The sequence below is a fragment of the Pseudoalteromonas sp. S16_S37 genome (genome assembly GCF_014694405.1).
Taxonomy (GTDB): domain Bacteria; phylum Pseudomonadota; class Gammaproteobacteria; order Enterobacterales; family Alteromonadaceae; genus Pseudoalteromonas.
Window position 1 is genome coordinate 1 of record NZ_JAAUWV010000036.1, and the last position, 20765, is coordinate 20765.

The 20765-nt window shown below is 43.3% G+C and carries 23 protein-coding genes and 3 tRNA genes; 12 read left to right on the forward strand and 14 right to left on the reverse strand.

Annotated elements, in window-relative coordinates; all coding sequences use genetic code 11:
• Positions 1-113: 113 nt before the first annotated feature.
• Positions 114-371, reverse strand: a complete 258-nt coding sequence (locus HC733_RS14880; protein ID WP_190365816.1) for an FAD-dependent oxidoreductase — start codon at positions 369-371, stop codon at positions 114-116.
• A 446-nt stretch (positions 372-817) separates the two neighbouring features.
• Between HC733_RS14880 and HC733_RS14885 the strand changes: the two genes are divergently transcribed.
• A complete protein-coding gene (locus HC733_RS14885; RefSeq protein WP_190365817.1) occupies positions 818-1576 on the forward strand; it encodes a substrate-binding periplasmic protein in 759 nt (252 codons plus the stop codon).
• Here the strand turns inward: HC733_RS14885 and HC733_RS14890 are convergent.
• The 3 genes from HC733_RS14890 to HC733_RS14900 form a co-directional block, all read right to left on the reverse strand.
• Positions 1545-1997 (reverse strand): PaaI family thioesterase, encoded by a 453-nt coding sequence (locus HC733_RS14890; protein ID WP_190365818.1) that lies wholly within the window; start codon positions 1995-1997, stop codon positions 1545-1547. The two genes, HC733_RS14885 and HC733_RS14890, sit on opposite strands and share 32 nt — an antisense overlap.
• Before the next feature lie 114 nt (positions 1998-2111).
• Positions 2112-4850, reverse strand: a complete 2739-nt coding sequence (gene acnA / locus HC733_RS14895; protein WP_190365819.1) for an aconitate hydratase AcnA — start codon at positions 4848-4850, stop codon at positions 2112-2114.
• 127 nt (positions 4851-4977) lie between these two features.
• On the reverse strand, positions 4978-5355 hold the full coding sequence (locus HC733_RS14900) for an RNA-binding S4 domain-containing protein (protein ID WP_190365820.1): 378 nt from the start codon (positions 5353-5355) through the stop codon (positions 4978-4980).
• A gap of 170 nt (positions 5356-5525) precedes the next feature.
• Between HC733_RS14900 and HC733_RS14905 the strand changes: the two genes are divergently transcribed.
• The gene (locus HC733_RS14905; RefSeq protein WP_190365821.1) at positions 5526-5810 is read left to right on the forward strand and encodes a hypothetical protein; all 285 of its coding nucleotides are present in this window, start codon (positions 5526-5528) and stop codon (positions 5808-5810) included.
• A gap of 33 nt (positions 5811-5843) precedes the next feature.
• On the opposite strand, the gene HC733_RS14910 is transcribed toward HC733_RS14905, so the two are convergent.
• Positions 5844-6587, reverse strand: a complete 744-nt coding sequence (locus HC733_RS14910; RefSeq protein WP_190365822.1) for a hypothetical protein — start codon at positions 6585-6587, stop codon at positions 5844-5846.
• 136 nt (positions 6588-6723) lie between these two features.
• On the opposite strand from HC733_RS14910, the gene HC733_RS14915 reads away from it, so the two are divergent.
• The 4 genes from HC733_RS14915 to HC733_RS14930 all read left to right on the forward strand — a co-directional run bounded on the left by HC733_RS14915 (position 6724) and on the right by HC733_RS14930 (position 10933).
• A complete protein-coding gene (locus HC733_RS14915; protein WP_190365823.1) occupies positions 6724-7389 on the forward strand; it encodes an SDR family oxidoreductase in 666 nt (221 codons plus the stop codon).
• Positions 7390-7509: 120 nt separating this feature from the next.
• Positions 7510-7875 carry a hypothetical protein gene (locus HC733_RS14920; protein ID WP_190365824.1) on the forward strand — a complete coding sequence of 122 codons (366 nt, stop codon included), beginning with the start codon at positions 7510-7512 and terminating at the stop codon, positions 7873-7875.
• Positions 7875-10220, forward strand: a complete 2346-nt coding sequence (locus tag HC733_RS14925; RefSeq protein ID WP_190365825.1) for a fatty acid cis/trans isomerase — start codon at positions 7875-7877, stop codon at positions 10218-10220. Before HC733_RS14920 ends, HC733_RS14925 begins: the two co-directional genes overlap by 1 nt.
• Positions 10221-10312: 92 nt before the next feature.
• Positions 10313-10933 carry a dUTP diphosphatase gene (locus tag HC733_RS14930; RefSeq protein WP_190365826.1) on the forward strand — a complete coding sequence of 207 codons (621 nt, stop codon included), beginning with the start codon at positions 10313-10315 and terminating at the stop codon, positions 10931-10933.
• A gap of 16 nt (positions 10934-10949) precedes the next feature.
• Here HC733_RS14930 and yrfG read toward each other — a convergent pair whose 3' ends face one another.
• Positions 10950-11606: a GMP/IMP nucleotidase gene (gene yrfG, locus HC733_RS14935; protein ID WP_190365827.1), complete on the reverse strand. Its 657-nt coding sequence runs from the start codon at positions 11604-11606 to the stop codon at positions 10950-10952.
• A 60-nt stretch (positions 11607-11666) separates the two neighbouring features.
• On the opposite strand from yrfG, the gene nudE reads away from it, so the two are divergent.
• From nudE to HC733_RS14960, 5 genes are all read left to right on the forward strand, one after another.
• A complete protein-coding gene (gene nudE, locus HC733_RS14940; protein WP_190365828.1) occupies positions 11667-12230 on the forward strand; it encodes an ADP compounds hydrolase NudE in 564 nt (187 codons plus the stop codon).
• 1 nt (position 12231) lies between these two features.
• A complete protein-coding gene (gene cysQ, locus HC733_RS14945) occupies positions 12232-13026 on the forward strand; it encodes a 3'(2'),5'-bisphosphate nucleotidase CysQ (RefSeq protein ID WP_190365829.1) in 795 nt (264 codons plus the stop codon).
• Between the two features lie 161 nt (positions 13027-13187).
• Positions 13188-13264: transfer RNA gene (locus tag HC733_RS14950), tRNA-Met, on the forward strand.
• A gap of 66 nt (positions 13265-13330) precedes the next feature.
• Positions 13331-13407 (forward strand) — tRNA-Met (locus tag HC733_RS14955).
• Positions 13408-13473: 66 nt separating this feature from the next.
• A tRNA-Met gene (locus HC733_RS14960) sits at positions 13474-13550 on the forward strand.
• Between the two features lie 216 nt (positions 13551-13766).
• On the opposite strand, the gene HC733_RS14965 is transcribed toward HC733_RS14960, so the two are convergent.
• From HC733_RS14965 to HC733_RS14990, 6 genes are all read right to left on the reverse strand, one after another.
• Positions 13767-14915, reverse strand: coding sequence for a dipeptidase (locus HC733_RS14965; protein WP_190365830.1), 1149 nt, complete (start codon positions 14913-14915; stop codon positions 13767-13769).
• A gap of 75 nt (positions 14916-14990) precedes the next feature.
• Positions 14991-15239: a YheU family protein gene (locus tag HC733_RS14970; protein WP_190365831.1), complete on the reverse strand. Its 249-nt coding sequence runs from the start codon at positions 15237-15239 to the stop codon at positions 14991-14993.
• Entirely contained in the window at positions 15236-16216 is a 981-nt protein-coding gene (locus HC733_RS14975; protein ID WP_190365860.1) for a hydrolase, read from the reverse strand. The genes HC733_RS14970 and HC733_RS14975 overlap by 4 nt, the downstream gene beginning before the upstream one ends.
• A 214-nt stretch (positions 16217-16430) precedes the next feature.
• Positions 16431-16571 (reverse strand): DUF3149 domain-containing protein, encoded by a 141-nt coding sequence (locus tag HC733_RS14980; protein WP_152084616.1) that lies wholly within the window; start codon positions 16569-16571, stop codon positions 16431-16433.
• 119 nt (positions 16572-16690) lie between these two features.
• Positions 16691-17155: a TIGR02444 family protein gene (locus HC733_RS14985; protein ID WP_190365832.1), complete on the reverse strand. Its 465-nt coding sequence runs from the start codon at positions 17153-17155 to the stop codon at positions 16691-16693.
• A complete protein-coding gene (locus HC733_RS14990; RefSeq protein ID WP_190365833.1) occupies positions 17152-19071 on the reverse strand; it encodes an ATP-binding cassette domain-containing protein in 1920 nt (639 codons plus the stop codon). The genes HC733_RS14985 and HC733_RS14990 overlap by 4 nt, the downstream gene beginning before the upstream one ends.
• A 175-nt stretch (positions 19072-19246) precedes the next feature.
• Between HC733_RS14990 and HC733_RS14995 the strand changes: the two genes are divergently transcribed.
• On the forward strand, positions 19247-19447 hold the full coding sequence (locus HC733_RS14995) for a YheV family putative zinc ribbon protein (RefSeq protein ID WP_190365834.1): 201 nt from the start codon (positions 19247-19249) through the stop codon (positions 19445-19447).
• Between the two features lie 16 nt (positions 19448-19463).
• Here the strand turns inward: HC733_RS14995 and HC733_RS15000 are convergent, their stop codons facing one another.
• Both HC733_RS15000 and HC733_RS15005 read right to left on the reverse strand, forming a co-directional pair.
• On the reverse strand, positions 19464-19676 hold the full coding sequence (locus HC733_RS15000; RefSeq protein WP_190365835.1) for a SlyX family protein: 213 nt from the start codon (positions 19674-19676) through the stop codon (positions 19464-19466).
• Entirely contained in the window at positions 19673-20662 is a 990-nt protein-coding gene (locus tag HC733_RS15005) for a WD40 repeat domain-containing protein (RefSeq protein ID WP_190365836.1), read from the reverse strand. The genes HC733_RS15000 and HC733_RS15005 overlap by 4 nt, the downstream gene beginning before the upstream one ends.
• Between the last annotated feature and the right edge of the window lie 103 nt (positions 20663-20765).

The following is a 20765-nucleotide window of genomic DNA, read 5'->3' on the forward strand; positions in this document are numbered from 1 at the left end:
TTGCGATTAAACCCAGAACTTTACTTGCCTTGGAACTATAAATCACAACGCATAGACTAAATTCTGGACTCAAGCATATTTTTGATGGTGAGTTACGCTAACTTGCCGTAAGCTCACCTTTTGATAGGAACATGATAGGTTTGGCAATGCTGATACAGGAGTGCCTTACCTTGCACACACAGTTGCGCTTTTAGGCTATTACTTGGGTAATAAATGCCTGCATGAACGACTTCGCTGTTTCGGCTACTGGTGTGCTCACCAAAGTGATTATGCTGCTCAATGACAATAACCTCTTGCTGTTCACTGAGCGTTGCTGCGATAGCTAACCCCACGGCACCTGCACCAATGACCAAGGTTTCAATGTGTTCCATAATTTTCAGAGATGTTCATCCATGTTGAATATGTTAGCAAAGCAGTTTACTGGGCAATAGCTGATCAGTGCCTTTCGCTGCGCATCAGTAAAATGGTGAGATATATTTTGGTTGGTAGTGAGCAAATAAGGCCAATAGCAATGCAAGATGCGCCAATAGCAAACCCTAAAGGCCCAAGATGAGTGAGCAAGTTATAACTCAATAAGGTATGGCCCATGAGTATTAAAAATAACCCAATAACTATCATAACTTTTAACAGGAGAATTTGCTTTTGGGTTGGCATGGTACTACCTTGGCGAAACCTTTTGGTATGTGGAAAGTATATGTTGAAAGAAGTTGAAGGAGTATGTTTTTAAGCCAAACTATTGCGCTATATCAAACGATTGGTGTGCTAAAAATCCCGACGACTTGCGCAAGCGTCAACTACACTAGTGAGTATGATAATTATGACAAAAAGATGTATGGCTAAACGACTAAAAATCGCGCTCATCACTTTTCTTTTTATCGCTTCTATGTCACACGCGCAAGTAACTAAAGTGGTGGGAGGGCATAATCCATGGCCACCTTACATTGAAAGTGATGGGTCGGGCTTAGTGCGTGATATTTTAGTGGCGGCTTTTGGCGCACAAGGTATGGAATTAGAAATTCAAATTGCGCCCTTTAGTCGTATGATAGTGCTACTTGAAAAGCGCGAGGTTGATTTTATCGCCGCGCTTTGGTGGACAGAAAAGCGACATAAAACCATTTTGTTTAGTCAGCCTTATTTTCATAATGAACTCGCCGTGGTGAGCAAAAAAAACAAGCTACTGGATTTTCGCGGAGCAAAAAGCTTGAAATACAAAACGGTGGCAGCCATAAGAGGATATGCTTATCACGAGTTGTTTGAAAGTATCGAACAACTCAGCGTCATCGATGTGCACAGTTTACATGCTTGTTTGGAGTTGGTTCATAAAGGTAGAGCCGATTTTGCGGTTGCCGATACATTGGCGTTTCAACATGAATTGAGTATGGACCCTGAACTAAATGATTTGATAGCCCACACACCAACATTATTAAGTTGGCCTTTGCATATTGGCGTAAGTCGCGAGCATCCTGATGGCAAAGAAATTATCAATCGCTTTAACCAAGGGCTAATGCAGATTAAGCGTGAGGGCCTTTATCAAAAAATTGTTGCTAAGTATTTTGGCGGGCACGTGCCACAATAGCTGCTGTCATACGTGACACGCAACATAGTTCGCCTTTCGCATTAGTGATTTTTACTTCCCACACCGAGGTGCGCTTTCCTAAATGTAATGGCTTTGCTGTGGCCGTTAATAAACCATTGCGAGACGCTTTTAAATGGTTGGCGTTTATCTCCTGGCCCACACAGTAGTAGTTGTCAAAATCAACAACAAAGTTAGCTGCATAGCTGGCAACTGTTTCCGCCAGAGCCACATTGGCACCGCCGTGTACCATTCCGATTGGGTTATGATGATCGTCCGTTGCGGGCATGGTGGCGACTAAGTAGTCATCGCCAATTTCTGAGATTTGTATCCCCAATGTTTTCATTAAAGAGCCTTTACCGTGCATCCCTTCGTCGAGTTGCCGACAAAGCTCTAAAGTAATGGGTTTGTACCAAATGGCCATAGTTTCAAAGTGTTCCGCTGAATATCAAGGTGAGGGATAGTGTATGAGAAATGGTGATTTAAGTCACTTAAAGCGAGAAGATGGCATATTCCACCTTCTCGTCTTTTTTGAAACTTAGTTGTCGCTGAGCATATTTCTTAACACGTACTGCAATATGCCGCCATGGCGGTAGTAGTCCCACTCTTTTGGGGTATCAATCCGCACATCAACAAGAAATTCTTTGCTGTCATTTTGCTCGTTAGTTGCGATGATTTTGACTTCATCGCAGTTATCACAGAAGCCCATTACTTCAAAGTGCTCCTCACCAGAAAGCTCTAGCGATTCATGGCTATCCTCAGCTTTAAACTGCAACGGTAGTACGCCCATACCAATTAAGTTAGAGCGGTGTATACGCTCATAGCTCTGGGCAATAACGGCTTTTACACCAAGTAAAAGAGAACCCTTTGCCGCCCAATCTCGCGAAGAGCCAGTGCCATATTCTTTACCAGCTAAAATAATTAGGGGAATGTTGCGCTGTTGATATTCCATTGCGGCATCGTAAATACTCATGATTTTATCATCGGGTAATAAGCGGGTGATCCCACCTTCAGTGCCAGGCGCGAGCTGGTTACGCAAGCGAATATTGGCAAAGGTGCCGCGCATCATCACTTCGTGATTACCACGACGAGAGCCATAGGAGTTAAAGTCGCTTTCTTTGATACCTTGTTGCTCTAAATAACGTCCCGCAGGCGCATCTTTTTTAATGTTACCAGCAGGAGAAATATGATCAGTGGTGACTGAGTCTGCTAGCTTTGCCAAACATCTAGCACCAGTAATATGCGGCAATTTAGGAACGTCTATGGTCATATTCTCAAAAAATGGCGCATGACGAATATAGGTTGAATCTGCTTGCCAAGGGTACAATTCACTGCCTTCAGTGCTAATGTTTTGCCAGTTTTCATCTCCTTGATAAACATTGCTATAGTTTGAGGCAAACATTGTTTTCGTCACAGTCTCGTTAACTAGCTGTTTGACTTCACTCACACTTGGCCAAAGATCTTTTAGGTAAATATCCTTGCCAGCTTCATTTTGGCAAAGTGGCTCGTTATACACATCAATATTGGTACGCCCAGCTAAGGCATAGGCCACAACAAGCGGAGGAGAGGCAAGGAAGTTCATTTTTACATCTTGATGGATACGCCCCTCAAAGTTCCTATTACCTGAAAGCACAGAGCTGACCACTAATTTATGTTTATGGATAGCTCGTGATATTTCGTCAGGAAGCGGACCTGAGTTACCGATACAGGTAGTACATCCGTAACCCACTAAGTTAAAACCGAGCGCTTCTAAATGAGTCAGTAAGCCTGCTTGTTTTAAATAGTCTGTAACCACTTTGGAGCCTGGCGCCAACGAGGTTTTTACCCAAGGTTTTGGTTTTACCCCCAGTTCGTGGGCCTTTTTGGCAACTAATGCAGCGGCTAAAATAACACTTGGGTTAGATGTGTTGGTGCAGCTGGTAATTGCAGCAATAACGCAAGCACCATCCGTAAGCGAAAAGGTTTGCCCTTTATAGTTAACTTTAGCAATACCCAATACCTCAGGCTCTGCAGATGTATCAGTAGGTTGGCCACCTTCGTCTACAATTTTTGCCTCTGGCAATGAGGTACTTTGTTCACGGCGTTTCTCTTGCATGGCTTTAAGTTGCTCGTTTATGAGCTTGCCTGCAGCATCTAAATTAATTCTATCTTGTGGGCGACTCGGCCCCGCAAGGCTAGGTACAACGGTGCTTAAATCTAAGGTGAGTGTATCGCTATATTCGCTCTCATCGCCATCGTATCGCCACATGCCTTGATGCTTTGCGTAGGCTTCTATTAAAGCAAGCTGATTATCATCACGATTGGTTAAGCGCAAATAAGAGAGGGTTTCTTCATCGATTGGAAAAATACCACAGGTGGCACCGTACTCGGGCGCCATATTGGCAATGGTTGCTCTGTCGGCCAAAGGTAGCTGCGCTAGGCCGTTGCCGTAGAACTCAACAAATTTACCGACCACCCCGTGCTGACGTAAAATTTGCGTAATCGTTAACACCAAATCGGTAGCTGTGGTTCCTTCTGGAAGTTCGCCTTCCAATTTAAAACCAACAACTTGTGGTATCAATAAGCTAATTGGTTGGCCAAGCATCGCCGCTTCTGCTTCTATACCGCCCACACCCCAGCCAAGCACGCCTAAGCCATTGATCATAGTGGTGTGCGAATCAGTGCCAACTAATGTGTCAGGATAGGCAAAGATTTCTCCATCAACTTCACTTTGAAATACCACGCGAGCAAGATACTCAAGATTCACTTGGTGAACAATGCCTGTAGCTGGTGGCACCACCGTTAGGTTGTCAAAAGCTGATTGACCCCAGCGTAAAAATTCATAGCGCTCTTTGTTGCGCTGATATTCAAGCTTGGCATTTAAATCAAACGCACCCGAGTGACCAAACTCATCGACTTGAACAGAATGGTCAATGACTAATTCAGCAGGAGAGAGTGGGTTAATTTTTTTGGGGTCTCCGCCTAAACGAGCCATGGCATCTCGCATGGCGGCTAAGTCAACAATGGCAGGCACACCAGTAAAATCTTGCATGATCACGCGCGCGGGTGTAAACGCTATTTCTTTGTTAGGTTTGGCATCTGGTTGCCAATTAAGTAGGTGATCGATATCTTCTTTTGTCACCGCGCGACCATCTTCATGGCGCAGTAAATTTTCCAGCAATATCTTTAGGGAAAAAGGCAAGCGTCTGGCTTTTGCGCCAAGTTTGTCTAATGAATGCAAATGGATCTGTTGCTGGTTGATGGTCAGCTGTGTGAGGGTGTCGTAAGAATTTTGCATGCTACCTCCGCTTGGTGCGTTGTGAAGCGATGATTGGCATATGCCGCTTACCCTGCGGCATATTTTTTAGCCATATTCTTAACTGTATTGTGATTAAATAAAAAAAATCAAGGCTGTGGTGTGTTTTTTAACCAAATGAGATTGGTTTACGCCCTGTGTTACTGTCTTTTTTATCTTTACGGCTTCTATTGCGTTTTTTGCGCTGAGTTGGTGCATCTTGCTCTGTGTTGGGTGCACGGCTCGGCGCTGGACGCTCTACAGGCTCAACCCCTTCGGCTAAGGTAAGTTGGTAGTGCTCACCATCAAACGCTAGCGTATCACCGGCATAGAGTTTTTTTCTCTTTACCGTGCAAGGCTCACCATTAACAGCGACATAGCCTTCACCGATCAACATCTTTGCTTGTCCGCCAGTCTCTGCTAAATCAAGCACTTTCAAAAGGTTGCAAAGCTCTATAGGCTCTTCTTCCAATTCTATTTCGATATATTCTAAGGGCTGTTCTAACATCTTAAGCTCGTAATTTTGCCATTTGCGTTAGTATACCTCTTTGGAGCGATGAGTGACGAAACTTTTTCTGAGTTTAAAAAGTCTTTAACGTAACTGAAGTAATTGGCGTGTATCTTGCTGCCAGATTTGCATGAGTTGATTGTTGCAATTTATGACGAGGAGCAAACAATATGGGTATTCGTTCAACATTAAAAAAAGAGTTGATGAACTTAGATTCACAGGGTTTGATGACCGCGGATGATGTACGAAGCTATTTGCAAAGCCAATTAACGCGAGCAAAAGACAAAAGTGCTCAGCACTTTAACTTGATAGCGCGTTTTAATGCCCATCATAATCAAATCCAATCCGGCTTACCTGCTCAGGAGTCGACGTTAACACACCAGCGCCATCGTTTGTTTAAAGAAGTGCTTTATCCCAAATCTGCGGTACAAAAATGGTTATCTCAACAATATTAAACTGTGATTTACAGACGATTTTTATGTAGTCATTTATTCAGGCAGCGATAGGTTTTCAATAATGGTGAGTTTGACGCCACATGCATTAGCTTCATCAGTTAAGCTTTGAAAGCTATTTTGTAGCACATTTTCAGACATCAATGCTGTGATAGATTGTGTTAATTTAGGTACTAAATCGGCATGCTTTTTGTGCACATAGTGATACGCTTTTAGCTGACCTGTTATTGGTTTGGCATATATTTGTTCTATCTGAGATGCGCACAATGTGCCAACAGAAAATCGGTCGTTAGCGATGAGCGTTGGTGCATAACCTTTTTGCAGCGCAGAGAAAGCCGATACGTCATTAGCGACGATGTTGCAATACAGCTGTCGTTTTTTGCAAAACTGTTCAGTAATTAAAGTGCCCTTAATAATTAAATGCTCTGATCCTTCTTGCAAAGAGCAGTCTTGTGGCTTCATACAATAGATGAACAGTCGAATTGTCGAAAGAGGATAAGGAATTTGTATTACGTTTTCGTAGTGGGACATAGCGCTATCTATCCTACCTGCATCTGCGTCTATTTCACCCTCATTTAGTAGGTTGAGTCCCCGTTTGCTCGGAAGGAAAATCAGCTCTGGTGTTATGGATAACGGTTTATAAATCACAGTAAGTGATTTTAAAACTTTGTCCTTACCCATTTGATAAGCCACGTCTTCACTGACATTGATCACATAAGGTTTGGCTATCAAAGCTAAAGAAAATACCAAGCACATAGTACTCAATAGGTATTTGAACATTACAAACTCAGTAAATTAGCTGCGGTTACTTTTTAGCTTAGCAGATAATGCAGTTTGCAGTGCTCATGTGTACAGAGAGCGGCGCTGCTCGTTATACTAAGTGCAATCAATCAATATAACCCAAAAGGAGTTAGCGATGAATAAACATATTGTTGTAACGGGTGCTAACCGCGGCATTGGATTTGAGTTTTGCAAACAGCTTAGTGAACAAGGTCACAAGGTAACTGCAGTTGTACGCCAAGTATCTCCAGAGCTTGAAGCGCTAAATGTTAATGTAATATCGGGCATCGATGTGAGTAATGCTGAGCAGGTTGCACAGTTAGCAACACGCTTGTCAGGCCAAACAATTGATGTACTGATTAATAACGCGGGTGTGTTTTACAATGAAACGCTCTCTAATATGGATTTTGAGGCAATTGAAACTCAGCTTCAAGTCAATGCCATTGCGCCTATTCGAGTTGTGCATGCGTTGCTTCCTTATTTGAGTGCTCATAGTAAGATTGCCATGATCACCAGCAGAATGGGCTCGATTGCGGATAATGGCTCTGGTGGATATATCGGCTATCGTATGTCAAAAGCGGCGTTAAATGCCGCGAGCGTAAGTTTGGCGCATGAATTAAAAGGCAAAGGAATTGCGGTTGGGTTATTCCACCCAGGCTTTGTACAAACTCAGATGGTTAATTTTGCTGGCGATATCTCACCAGAGGTCGCTGCCGAGCGCTTATGCAAACGTATTGATGCGCTAACAATTGAAAACACGGGCGGGTTTTGGCATTCCAACGGTGATACATTACCTTGGTAAACGCCTTTGCACCTCTCATATGGCTTATCTTGCAGACAAGGTGAGCCTTTGTTCAATTAAGATTAATACTAATTTATGCTAGTATGAGAGCAACTTTGGCTTTTAATGTGACTAGCAATAATGGAATTGTCAGAAAATACCCCCTTAAGCTTACCGCTATTTTTACTTAATGATGAACTTGAACAAAGAGATATGGCAAGCCCAGATCTTGTTCTTGATGTGATCCTCGATGAAACGCTGTTGGCGCATTTGTGTCAAAACCCCAAAGTGGATGAAAGTATCAGTATTAACATTGAGCAATATCAACTAAAAGCAGAGCTGGCACAATATGAAGACGCGCTCAATGGGTCGCACCAAGCTCAGTTATTACTTAACCATGGACCTGTATTAAGCGCAGTTGTGAGCTTTGACAATGAGCAAGTGTTCATCTCTCCACCAATGGAAATGATGCCAACCTTTGATTTGGGTGAAGAAGAGGAAAGTTAATGAAAAAGCGTACTTGGTGGATGTTGGGTGTTGCCATTCTTTTGTGTGGTTGTGTGACTTTGGGCATGAGCCATTTCGATGAGATATATGGTCAACCCAGCGTACAAGTACGTAGCGTTGAGTATACACAAGGTCATGGTTCACAGTATCTACAGCTTGTTAAACCTGTTTTAGAGCAGCGTTGTGTAGTGTGTCATGGTTGTTATGACGCACCTTGTCAGTTAAAGCTTTCTTCCCCCGAGGGTATTGATAGAGGCTTAAGTAAAGAGCGAGTTTACAATGGCACTCGACTATTGGCACAAGCACCTTCACGGTTACTTTTTGATGCCGAAAATACGCAGCAGTGGCGCGATAAAGGGTTTACACCTGTACTGAACGAGCGCGCGCAAAGTGAACAGGCAAATCTGGCGGGAAGCGTTTTATATAACAGCCTGCTGCTCAAAATAAGCAAGCCCTTTGTACAACAAGGCTTACTTGGGGATGAGTTTGATTTTTCGCTGGATAGAGAGCAAAGCTGTCCAAGTATGGATGAGTTTAATGATTTCGCTAAAAGTAAGCCTCATGGCGGTATGCCTTACGGTTTGCCAGCCATTTCTCACGGCGAGTTTACACAGCTAGAGAGTTGGCTTAAAAACGGCGCAAAAATGGCACAGATTGCGCCACCTTTGGACGCAGAGTTGCAGCAAGTGAGTCGCTGGGAGCAGTTTTTAAATCAGCCAGGGCTGAAATATCAACTGGCTGCACGATATATTTATGAGCACTGGTATCTTGCGCACATTTATTTTCCTGAAAAAAATAGCAGTACTTCGCCTAACTTTTTTAAATTGGTACGCTCAAAAACCCCGCCTGGCGAGCCGATAGATCTTATTGCTACGCGCCGCCCCTATGATGACCCAAACGTGTCGCGAGTGTATTATCGATTAATGCATGAGCGCAGCAGCATTTTGTCAAAAACACATATGCCTTTGGCATTATCAGATAAAAAAATGGCGCGCTTGTACGAGCAGTTTATTGGTCCTGATTTTGAGGTAACGCAACTACCAAGTTACGAACCAGAAGTCAGCTCAAATCCTTTTAAGGCGTTTTCAGCCATTCCAGTTAAATCCAAGTATCAATTTATGCTGGATGAAGCGGAATTGATCATTAAAGGATATATCAAAGGGCCAGTGTGTAGAGGTCAGGTTGCCCTTAATGTGATCAATGATCATTTTTGGGTAGCCTTCATCGACCCAGAAAAAAACAGCATCCCCGCAGTGAGCGAACTACTGATGCGCCATGAAGATGACCTTGCCCTACCAGCTCAAGAGCAAAGCAATGTGTTACCTATTTCAAGTTGGGTGAAATATGCCAACCGACAACATGAATATATTCGTGCCAAGACGCAACTTGCGAATGAGCTGCTAGCGGATGGCAAGTTACTGACGACTGACTTGATTTGGCAAGGTGATGGTCATAACGATAATGCTGCGCTCACCGTATTTCGTCATTTTGACAGTGCAACAGTGGTAAAAGGCTTTGTTGGACAAGCGCCCAAAACAATGTGGCTGCTTGATTATGCGTTGTTTGAGCGGATCCATTACTTATTAGTGGCTGGGTTTGATGTATTTGGCAATATTGGGCATCAGCTACACACCCGTTTATATATGGACTTTTTGCGTTTAGAAGGTGAGCAAAACTTTATTAACTTACTGCCTCAAGATGTACGTCAGGAAGTAAAAAATCATTGGTATCGTCGCTCTAATGTCAGCTTGAGTGAGTTTATTAATCGTAAAAGTTTGTTAGCCGCGCCAACTGGGATTGAATACACCACAGACGACCCTAAAACTGAACTATACGAAAAGATAGCGACTGTACTTAAACCCGTGTTGAGCCAGCGCTATAACTACAAAGCAGTAAAAGAGCCATTAGCAAGGTTAAATAACTTGCCTTTTCAAGCAATTAATTTACTGCCGCAAATCTCCTTTGTATTGCAAAGGCAAAGTAATGGCCAACATAAAGCGTTTACGTTAATTCATCACAATGCCCACTACAATATTTCCTCATTACTGAATGAGGACGCACAGCGGGCACTTGAGGAAGACACTGCCACTTTAGTGCCGGGCTTTATAGGTGACTACCCTGAAGCTATATGGTATCTAGCGGATGAAGCTAATACTGAGGCCTTCGTTACGCAACTGCAAGCGGTGAGCAATGAGCAACAATACCGAGCGCTCACTGAGGCGTTTGCTATTCGCCGTACACATCCACAATTTTGGCAATACAGTGATTTATTGCACGATATTGCCATGCAATATCGTGGTGTGGAATACGGCTTATTCGATTACAACCGATTAGAAAACCGCTAATAAGCAGACTTGAAAAGTTACCCCTCAGTCAGTGCACAATCGTGCTGGCTGAGGTATGATAATGGCCTTTTAAAGTACAAAGAGAGAGCGCAATGTCAGCCAATATCACTAAGCTAGCCGTGATGTTAGAAATGCAAAATGCCATGAATACCAAAGTACATGAGCAGTGGTTTAACCAAGGGTTTGAGTGGTACCGAGCAATTTGGGTTGAATGTGCCGAAATGCTAGATCATTACGGCTGGAAATGGTGGAAAAAGCAAACACCGGATACTGAGCAAGTGATTTTAGAGCTCGTGGATATTTTTCACTTTGGTCTTTCTTTGCGTATTGATGGCAAAACCTCTTATCAGCAACTTGCCGAGCAACTCGATAGCGAATTAAGTCAACCACAAACAGCTGCTGATTTTAAACAAACACTCGAAACGTTAGCGGCAAGTGCTGTTGCAAATAAACAATTTAATGCTCAGGCATTTGCTGGCTGTATGCAACAAATCGGTATGGATATTGATGATTTATACCGTGGTTATGTTGGTAAAAATACCTTGAATTTCTTCCGTCAAGATCACGGTTATAAAGATGGCACATATATCAAGGTGTGGAATAATCAAGAAGACAACGAGCACTTAGTTGAAGTGGTAAAAAGCCTAGATACTGAACATCCAGACTTTGCGAAAAACGTTTACGCTGGGTTACAGGCTCGTTACCCAAGCTAACCTACTAGCTAACCTACTATTTGATAGGTAGTAACGTCCTATAGTCTGTAATAGATAAATAGTCAGTAATGACATTTACTGGCTGTTTACTATCAGGATTGGCGACTGCAAGTATGTGAGCAATGCCAAACTCTTCTGCAGCTTTTAGCACACTCAAACTGTCGTCCACAAATAGAGTGCGTTGCTTATCAAAACCAAGATCTGCTTGAACTTGCTGCCAAAGTGATTGGCTTTCCTTACTCACGCCATAATGATGCGTGGAGATTAATACATCTAAATAGTGAGCAAAATCAGCAAGCTCTATTTTTAAGCTCAAACTATCTGGGTGCGCGTTGGTAAGTAATATCAGCTCCTTGCCTGCATCTTTGAGCGCCGTTAAAAACTCAGGCACATCTTCTCGAACAGAGATTAAATCTTGGATCTCTCGCTTTAGCTGCATAATGGGTAAACCCAGTTGCTCTTGCCAGTAGTCCAAGCAGTACCATTGAATTTGGCCATGAACGGCTTCGTAACGTTTTAGTATGTCAGCTTTTGCGGCTTCAAAACTGATGTTTTGTTTTTTGGCATGTTCAGTCGGAATAATATGTTGCCAAAAGTAGCTGTCAAAATGTAGGTCAAGCAAAGTACCATCCATATCGAATAGTACGGTATCAATTTCAGACCAATTTAGCATAGGCATTTATCTTCAAAGGCTTTATGATTAAGTGTATGTCATCATAACAAATAAATACTTATGTCACAGAAAAAGCATCCAATTCCTCCTGAGATCTTACAGTGCGAAGTTACTGCAAAAAGTCGCTTATTTACTGTTGAAGCGTTACATCTGCAGTTTTCAAATGGAGAGCAGCGCCAGTATGAGCGTATTCGTGGTGGAGGGCGAGGTGCGGTGATGATAGTGCCAATAACTGCTAATAATGAGCTATTATTAGTAAGGGAATATTGTGCTGGAACACACAATTATCAGCTTGGCTTTCCAAAAGGGCTTATTGACCCTGGAGAAACGCCAATTGAGGCCGGTAATCGTGAGCTAAAAGAAGAAGTGGGCTTTGGCGCCAAGCAGTTTTGTGACCTAAAAACGTTATCATTGGCACCTAGTTACTTTAATGCCCGAATGCATATTTTGGTTGCCAAAGAGTTGTATCCAGAGCAATTAGAAGGGGATGAACCAGAACCCTTAGTTACCGTTAGGTGGCCTTTAGAGCAGTGGCAAACGCTACTGAGCCAAAGCGATTTTACGGAGGCACGTAGTGTTGCAGCATTGTTATTGCTTCAACAATATTTAGCGGCGGAGGTTTAACATGCAAAAACTGCTCGAGCCTTGTATCGCCCTCGCTATCAAAGCTGGGGACGCAATTATGGACATCTATCAAAATGAAGATATCGGTACGCGAGAAAAGTCAGATCATACCCCGGTTACTGAAGCCGATTTAGCGGCGAATGAAGTACTTATGGCTGGCTTGAAAGCGTTGGCCCCTGATATTCCTATTATGTCTGAAGAAACACCTATCCCCGAGTTGTCTCAGCGTGAAAAATGGCAGCGTTATTGGCTGTTAGATCCGATGGATGGCACGGGAGAGTTCATTTTGCAAAGTGGTGATTTTGCAGTAAATATTGCCTTGGTTGAAAATAATCAACCGGTGTTAGGTGTGATCCACTGGCCATCAAAGCAAACAACTTATTACGCGACTAAAGGACATGGTGCCTTTAAACGTACCGTTGATGATCAGCAGCAGATATTTGTTGCTCCCCCTAATAGTCTGACATTGGCAGTGAGCCGTCGGCAAAAATTAGAAGCTGTGAGTCAATATCTGAATAGCCAATTTGACACAGTGGCTTTAGGGTCATGCTCCTTAAAAGCCTGTTTGATTGCCGAAGGAAAAGCGGATTGCTTTTTACGTGTTGGTCCTACAGGTGAGTGGGACACGGGCGCCTCACAGGTTATTGTTGAAGAGGCGGGTGGATGTATAACCGACGCCGAATTTAACCCACTGACGTACAATCAGCGCGAGCATACAGAAAACCCAGACTTTATCGTGATGGGGCATCCTGATTGGCAATGGCAAAAACTGATCACCCCCCATCATCGCAGCTAATATTGCGTTTTGTGTGATATTTGCTCACTTAGTTTGTTTTGGTGTTTTAAATGCTTGCATTTAAAATTCAATCCTATATGATAGCGACCTCTTCGAAAGACATGCCTTAACAGCTTGTTTATTGAAGGATAAAATTTAAGATATTTTCTTAAATTTACAGGCGCGGGATGGAGCAGCCTGGTAGCTCGTCGGGCTCATAACCCGAAGGTCGTCGGTTCAAATCCGGCTCCCGCAACCAATTTTTTGGTTCTGTAAAACTTCTTCAGTGAGTCAGAAGTATAAAATAGCACTTACAAATTACAGGCGCGGGATGGAGCAGCCTGGTAGCTCGTCGGGCTCATAACCCGAAGGTCGTCGGTTCAAATCCGGCTCCCGCAACCAATTTTTTGGTTCTGTAAAACTTCTATCAGTGAGTCAGAAGTATAAAAAGCACTTACAAATCACAGGCGCGGGATGGAGCAGCCTGGTAGCTCGTCGGGCTCATAACCCGAAGGTCGTCGGTTCAAATCCGGCTCCCGCAACCAATTCTTGGTTATGCCGAAGGTCATCGGTTTTTCAGCACTTTCTTAAATATTTTCAAAAGCTTTTTCACCTGTGATAACAGGCTTTTAGAACTTTCTTGTTTTTCTAAATAAACTCGCTCCCTGATTATGTGATGCCTTGTATTTTTTGTGGCTAAACACCCGCTGGTATCACAAGATTGATAAGAGCAAAGCGAACTTTGCTCTTACATGAAGATATTAAAACTGTGTTGCGTACTCTTCAGCCTGACGCCACACTCGCAGCGTATTGCCACTTAGAATTTTTTTGATCTGACCTTCGCTATACCCTCTATCTAACAAGCCTTGAATAAGGTTTGGGTAGCTAGATACATCTTTAAGGCCTGCAGGAAGAGAATCACCCACGCCATCATAGTCAGAGCCAATACCCACATGATCGATGCCAATCAGTTTTACTACATGGTCAATATGATCTAGTACCTGCTCTAATGATGCGTATGGGAAAGGGTTTTCTTTTATGTATGTTTCTCTCTCATCTGCTTTATTACGTTGTTCATACCAATTACGGGCGCTTGCTGTGACAAAGCTAGAACCAAAATTAATTTGGATCACCCCGCCATTTTTCTTCAGTGCTTTGAGCATCTCATCATCCATATTACGCTCAAAACCAGGCGTGTACTTACGTAGCGATGAGTGAGAGGCGATGACAGGTACTTTAGACAGCTCCATCACTTGATAAAAAGCGGCATCTGAAATATGAGAAACATCGATGAGCATACCGATTCTGTTCATCTCAACAACGAGTTCTTTACCAAATGGGCTCAGGCCTTTCCACTTGCGGCGGATATCATAAGATGAATCAGAAATATGGTTGCTTTGCGAATGCGCTAAAGTGATATAGCGTACACCTCTGTCAAAGAAATGTTTTAGATTTTTTAACTCTCCTTCTATCGGCGAGCCATTCTCCATCCCCATCGCAATGGATATTTTGCCTTGTTTAAAATGGGTGTAGATATCTTTGCTTGATTTAGCCATCGCAAATTTATCTGGCGCTCTGAACACCAACGCTTCCATGCCATCAATGAGCTGGTTAGCCAATTGATAGCTTTTGCCTTTGCCTTCAAATTCAAGATTGGCGGGAATATAAATAGACATAAAAGGCGCATTTAAGCCACCTTTAACAGCTCGCGGATAATCAAAGTCTCCGCCTTCTGTGGCTTGGCTGACATCATCCCATTTATCTTTGATGCGATAGGGAACGTCGATATGAGTATCGATAAGAATACTTTTTTGAGCGATGCGCAAAGCGCGTTCAGACGCTTGATAGTCCTGTGCTTGTACAGATAATGCTGACAAAGCAAGGGCGCAAAGAGTAAAACGTAATGTCATTAGCCTGCCTTAATAATTATTGGTATACCCAGACTATAACTGAAAACTTCGGTAGGCTAAATGGTCTGCGACCAGTTACTCGTATTGCGGGTATTCTTCAGCTCGCATAGCTTGAAATTGCGCCTTTGAGACGATGTTGACAGACTCATGTAACTGCGAAAACACAATGACGGCTTCGCCACTTTTTAATTGCGCCTTTACATGTTCTACTTTGGTTTCTGTAGAGAACTCCTGATCCCCATAATCAGTGCCTTCACGAAGCACGTAATGTTCAATCAGGTTGTTTAAGGTGTCTGTGTCTAATTGTTGGTAAGGGATGATCACTTTAGTTTCCTTTGGTTCAGCTCGTTAAAATAGTGGGGCACCACTTTTTCTAGCCAAAATTGTGGTTTCAGTGGGTTTGTGCCACTAATAAAACCTACGTGCCCGCCAGTGCTAGATACTGCGAGCGTGACGTTATCACTTACTTGCTCAGGTTTTGGGACTGCTTGTGACGACAACATAGGGTCGTCTTCTGCGTGGATCACCAACGTAGGGGTGGTGATATCTTTGAGATAATTTTGGGCACTGGCTTTTGCATAGTAATCCTCGGCATTTTCAAAACCATGCAGCGGGGCTGTGATCAAATTATCAAACTGCCATAAATCATCGATGGCATAAAGCTGCTGCTCATCAACTGTTAACACGTCTGTAATGGTGTCGAGTTTGCGTGCAAAAGAGCGCTTCATTCTATCGAGCAAATATTTTTGATAAAGACCATAACAGCTTTTTCTGATCACTTGGCACGATGATGACAAGTGATGAGGCGCAGAGATCACCGCCGCGCCATGTAAACCACTTTGCGTTTGCTGCTCACCCAAATACTTAGCTAACACGTTGCCACCCAAAGAAAACCCTACCGCGTACAAAGGTCTATCAACATAACGTTGTTTAAGAGTATGTATTAAAAAGCCAAGATCAGAGGTTTCGCCACTGTGATAAGCACGCGGTAAGCGGTTAGCCTGTCGAGAACAGTTACGAAAATGCATCAGTACGGCATCAAAGCCTTTTTGGGTGAGTGCTTTGAGCATACCTTTGGCGTAAAAACTATTAATGTTCCCCTCTAGGCCATGTAACACAATCGCAAGAGGTGCATTAGGGCGTTGCTCTTTAGCCCAAGCTAATTCTAAAAAATCGCCATCTGGGGTGGTTAATTCTTCAAATTTAACAGGCACTTTTTGCAGTGGTCGAAAAAAGCGCGGCAAAATTGTTTGAGCATGTCGATTGCGCATCCACCATGCGCTGTTAAATGAGTAGTCCATAAAGCGTCTTACAATCCAAGGTGGCAGCAGTGTAGCAAAGATCATTAAAACTGTTGAGTGCAAAAATAAAAAGCACCCGACTAACAAGGTTAGTAAGGTGCTTTGTGCGTCGTGCTTAATTCTTTTACTTCTGGGGGAACCAGTAATCGGGTCGTTAACACCCTTAATGTTGATTTAATGCATGGATCATCAAGCTCAACATAGGCTTAAATAATTAATTTGGTACTTCAGCTTCTTGTACTTTTTTAATGAAGTAGTAAACGTAGAAGATACATAGTCCAATCACCACGCCTAAAATCCCAAAAGAGAGAAACAACACTGGGTCACTGAAAAAATCTCTAAAGAATACGTTCATGGCTGATGCCTCCTAACTTGTCGATGAAGTAATCTTAGTTGAGGAGAGATAGGGGAGATATGATCTCGATCAAGTTTCAAACCGGGCAGGCGAAAGCGATACTCAGAGCTTGATCTCGATCATGGTTTATCGGCGATTAAGCTCATTTTTAGTTGCTTGATGTGGTTTTTATCAAGATACAGTGCAAGGTTATTGCTGGGAATTATGGTTGTTAAGTGAGCATGTTTAAGCACACCGATAAGCTCTGATTGCTGAAGCTGCTCCAATTGCAGTTCGCTGTTGAGTAGCTGTTGACGTATCTTGCTATAACTTTGATGGTCAATAAACTGCTGCTTGAGTGTTTTTCGTATTGCACGATGGGGTATTAGAAGATGGGTGTCTAGGTCTTTGCAAACAGCCTCAAGCTGTGTCATTAAGTGTTCGGTGAGCTGTAAATTGAGTGTTTCAAGATAAAGCAACAACAGGCATAAGTTAATGTTCTTTTGTTGCTCATCTTGTAGGTTCAGCAAGGTGTGCTGCGCACTGCCTTGCTGATACACAGCACACGAAAACAGCCAAAAAGCCTGTTCATCTAACGTACTCATGCGTCAATACTTTGCTCAAACTCGGCTTGTTTTTCTTCAAGCTCTTCTAGGGCAAATAATAGTGACTCTTCTACTTCATTGAGTAGTGGCGTTACTTTGGCTTGCTGAGCGAGTAGCTCGGTAAGTTTGGCCTTATTTTCCTCTTGATAGATATCATTGTCAGCAAGCTGCTGTTCGATTTCAGCAAGTTGTTCTGAATAGTTATCGAGTGACTTTTCAAGCTTCTCAATGTTTTTCTTCAATGGCTGTACGGATTTTCTAAACTCCGCTTCAAGACGTTTTTGCTCTTTTCGATTAACACTGGAGTGCGCTTTATGCTGATCTTGTGGCTTTTTGCTGGCTTCTTTATTGGCGTTGAGTAGCCATTGGTAGTAAGCATCTAAATCATAGCCAAACTGCGTGACTTCACCGTTGTCGACTAAATAGTACTCATCCGCAGTATTTTTCAGCATATGACGGTCGTGAGATACGGTTACCATCGCCCCTTCAAAGCCTTGCAAAGCCATAACCAATGCGTGGCGCATTTCCAAATCTAAGTGGTTGGTTGGCTCATCCAGCAGCAGTAAGTTCGGCTTTTGGTAAACTAGCATAGCCAATACCAGTCGGGCTTTTTCGCCACCAGAAAACGGTGCAACAGGCTCAAGTGCCTTATCACCATGAAACGCAAAACCACCTAAAAAGTCTCGCAAGGACTGCTCGCTGGCTTTTGGGTCTAGGCGTTGAATATGCGTGACCGCACTGGCACCTAAATCGAGCGATTCCAGCTGATGCTGGGCAAAATAGCCGACTTTCAAACCTTGATGCATAAACACGTCACCCGATTGCGGCTTCAGTTCACCCGCCAAAAGTTTAATGAGAGTTGATTTACCAGCACCGTTGCGACCTAGTAATGCGATGCGACTACCTGGTACCAAATTAAGTTTAATTTTGTGCAATATGGTTACGTCGCCATAGCCCGCCTGTGCACCATCTAGTGTCATCAGTGGGTTTGGCAGAGTTGTCGGCTCTGCAAATTCAAAATCAAAAGGAGAATCGGCATGGGCAGGGGCTAATTTTTCCATGCGTTCTAGTGCTTTTACACGGCTCTGTGCTTGCTTTGCTTTACTGGCTTTTGCTTTAAAGCGCGTAATGAACTTTTCTAAGTGAGCTATTTGTTCTTGCTGCTTGGCAAATAGGGCTTGGTGCTGTGCCATACGCTCTGCTTTTTGGCGCTCAAATTGCGAGTAATGACCTTTATAAACATTAATTTTTTGCTGGTCTATGTGCCAGATCTGATCTACCACCGCATCTAAAAATTCTCTATCGTGAGAGATAAGTACAAGCGTACCGGTATAGGCTCGCAAGAATCGCTCTAACCAGTAAACGGCATCTAAATCTAAGTGGTTGGTTGGCTCATCCAGTAATAATAAATCGGCGTCACGAATAAGCGCTTGCGCTAAGTTCAAACGCATACGCCAACCACCCGAAAACGCGCTGACAGAGTGCGTAATTTGTTCATTACTAAAGCCCAAGCCATGCAACAGCTCACCTGCTTTGGCTTCGATGCTATAGCCTTTCATCAGTTCTAGCTGCTGGTGAACTTTAGCTTGTTTGGCACCATCTTGCGCTAGCTCTGCTTGTTGTAGCGCAACGCGACATTGATAATACTCGGGATGCCCTTGCAGCACGTAATCCAGTGCACTTATTTCTAATGCGGGCGTTTCTTGTTTAACAGAGGCAATAGACCAGTCTTTGGGAATTTGCAGCTCTCCAGCATCCAAAGTGAGCTCGCCTTTGAGGAGGGCAAAAAGTGACGACTTTCCGCAGCCATTAGCCCCAACAAGGCCGACTTTATGCTCAGGAAACAACGTGGCGCTGGCATCTTTTAATAAACTTTTTGTACCGCGCAGTAATTCAATATCAGACAGCTGGATCATAATGCTCTATTTTAAAACTCGAATTAAGGCGCATCATATCATGAACAATTGTGTTTAAGTCAGTGAAAAAGATGTGTCGATTATCAGCGTATATCTCACACAAACGTATGCTATCTTGTGGGTTTGCGGTAAAATAGTGACCAGAAATGTTGGCTATTAGTTGTAGGGGCAAGCCATGAGACAAAAAAAGCGCTTTATCGCTGGGGCATCGTGTCCTGAGTGCAAAGAACTCGATGTGATGATGCTATTTAAAGAGCATGATGTTGAAAAGGTTGAGTGTGTAAAGTGTGGTCATACCATGACGCAACCAGAGGAAGCTGTCCAAGCATCTACTCGCCAATTTGAGCAAGTGATCGGTGTGTTTAAGCCAGAGTAAACCTCTGGCGTAATAGTTAGTAATGCGGCGGCGGTGGTTCTTGATGCTGCGGCATTAAGCCTTCTTCACGGCTTTCTTTTATTTTTTCACCCAATAGCTCTATTTGACGCTGCATTTTCGCCAATCTTTGCTGGTGCATTTTAAGCTCGTCATTAAGGGTTTCAATGGTATCATCTTGAAAAGCCACTTTTGCTTCTAGCTCCGTAATGCGATTTTCTAATTCTGTCATTGGGTCTCCACTTGATCAAAGCGCTCTAACAAGCCGCTGGAACTTTCAGTCATTAAAGCATTTTTTTGTTCGAGAAATGTGACATCGAACACGACTGCCGATTTAGGCCGACTACCTTCGCGCGCTTGTACTTTCCAAAGGCCAAGCTTTTGTCCATCTTTTACGCGCCACAAAGTCAGCTCTCTATTTGGTGAACCAGTGGCAAGTAAGGTGGCAGATTGATTGAAGCGTACCGCGCTAAATATTTTCTGGCGCGCAATATACTGCAATTGTGAGACGAGATCACCTGATGTCAGCTGCCAAATACTGGCTTTTTTCAAACTATCAGCGGTAAAAGCATATTGTCCGGATGCATCTAACGCTACTTTTGTTACGCGGCTAGGGTGGTTGAAACGGTGGATAACTTGGCCTGTACGAGTGTCCCAAAAATAAGCGGTATAGTCATTTGCCCCAGTTAGCGCAAAGGCGCCATTGGGAGATAAAGCGATAGAATTAATTTTTTCTTGGTGCCCAAGGAACTCTATCCGTCTTCCGCTCTCTAAGTCCAGATGCACAACCACGTTATCGCTACGACCATATAACACAAAGTGACCTTGGTTGCTCACAGCGATATCGCGGATGGTGCCTGTTTGGATTTGATAGAAGCCGAGGTTTTTACCTGTGGCAATGTCCCAAATAGCAAAAGTTTCATTCTCTGCGGTCACTGCAACACTATTATCATAAGCGATGGCCAATGAATGAACTAAATTGCCATCTGGTTTGGATTGTTGCCATTGGTATTTTAATCCGTGGACTTGATTGTCCCAAAGACTGACACCATGTTCAACGGATGACACTAAACTGTAACGGCCATCGTGTGAAATAGCTGCAGCAAATGCGCCGCGGGCGGCATGCTCAACGGTTAAATCGGCTTTTTTATCAGCTGGGGTACAGCTACTTAAGAAAAATAGCGCAGTAATCAGCAATAAGCGATCAAGTTTGGGCATAATGTGGGTATTTCCCCTTAACGCTGTGAGTTACACAAGGTAGACTAGAAGACTCTAAACACTTTGCTTGCATTGTTACTTTGATAGTAGCGTATCGTTATCA

Bases quoted from the DNA above. Each gene is read 5' to 3' on its own strand.
- HC733_RS14925 (WP_190365825.1), top strand. From the start codon at position 7,875: ATGAAAAAGCGTACTTGGTGGATGTTGGGTGTTGCCATTCTTTTGTGT.
- yrfG (WP_190365827.1), bottom strand. From the start codon at position 11,606: ATGCTAAATTGGTCTGAAATTGATACCGTACTATTCGATATGGATGGT.
- HC733_RS14975 (WP_190365860.1), bottom strand. From the start codon at position 16,216: ATGGACTACTCATTTAACAGCGCATGGTGGATGCGCAATCGACATGCT.
- HC733_RS14900 (WP_190365820.1), bottom strand. From the start codon at position 5,355: ATGTTAGAACAGCCCTTAGAATATATCGAAATAGAATTGGAAGAAGAG.
- HC733_RS15005 (WP_190365836.1), bottom strand. From the start codon at position 20,662: ATGCCCAAACTTGATCGCTTATTGCTGATTACTGCGCTATTTTTCTTA.
- nudE (WP_190365828.1), top strand. From the start codon at position 11,667: ATGTCACAGAAAAAGCATCCAATTCCTCCTGAGATCTTACAGTGCGAA.
- HC733_RS14920 (WP_190365824.1), top strand. From the start codon at position 7,510: ATGGAATTGTCAGAAAATACCCCCTTAAGCTTACCGCTATTTTTACTT.
- HC733_RS14885 (WP_190365817.1), top strand. From the start codon at position 818: ATGACAAAAAGATGTATGGCTAAACGACTAAAAATCGCGCTCATCACT.
- HC733_RS14930 (WP_190365826.1), top strand. From the start codon at position 10,313: ATGTCAGCCAATATCACTAAGCTAGCCGTGATGTTAGAAATGCAAAAT.
- HC733_RS14905 (WP_190365821.1), top strand. From the start codon at position 5,526: ATGGGTATTCGTTCAACATTAAAAAAAGAGTTGATGAACTTAGATTCA.
- HC733_RS14985 (WP_190365832.1), bottom strand. From the start codon at position 17,155: ATGAGTACGTTAGATGAACAGGCTTTTTGGCTGTTTTCGTGTGCTGTG.
- acnA (WP_190365819.1), bottom strand. From the start codon at position 4,850: ATGCAAAATTCTTACGACACCCTCACACAGCTGACCATCAACCAGCAA.
- HC733_RS14995 (WP_190365834.1), top strand. From the start codon at position 19,247: ATGAGACAAAAAAAGCGCTTTATCGCTGGGGCATCGTGTCCTGAGTGC.
- HC733_RS14890 (WP_190365818.1), bottom strand. From the start codon at position 1,997: ATGGCCATTTGGTACAAACCCATTACTTTAGAGCTTTGTCGGCAACTC.
- HC733_RS14915 (WP_190365823.1), top strand. From the start codon at position 6,724: ATGAATAAACATATTGTTGTAACGGGTGCTAACCGCGGCATTGGATTT.
- HC733_RS14980 (WP_152084616.1), bottom strand. From the start codon at position 16,571: ATGAACGTATTCTTTAGAGATTTTTTCAGTGACCCAGTGTTGTTTCTC.
- cysQ (WP_190365829.1), top strand. From the start codon at position 12,232: ATGCAAAAACTGCTCGAGCCTTGTATCGCCCTCGCTATCAAAGCTGGG.
- HC733_RS14880 (WP_190365816.1), bottom strand. From the start codon at position 371: ATGGAACACATTGAAACCTTGGTCATTGGTGCAGGTGCCGTGGGGTTA.
- HC733_RS14990 (WP_190365833.1), bottom strand. From the start codon at position 19,071: ATGATCCAGCTGTCTGATATTGAATTACTGCGCGGTACAAAAAGTTTA.
- HC733_RS14910 (WP_190365822.1), bottom strand. From the start codon at position 6,587: ATGTTCAAATACCTATTGAGTACTATGTGCTTGGTATTTTCTTTAGCT.
- HC733_RS14965 (WP_190365830.1), bottom strand. From the start codon at position 14,915: ATGACATTACGTTTTACTCTTTGCGCCCTTGCTTTGTCAGCATTATCT.
- HC733_RS15000 (WP_190365835.1), bottom strand. From the start codon at position 19,676: ATGACAGAATTAGAAAATCGCATTACGGAGCTAGAAGCAAAAGTGGCT.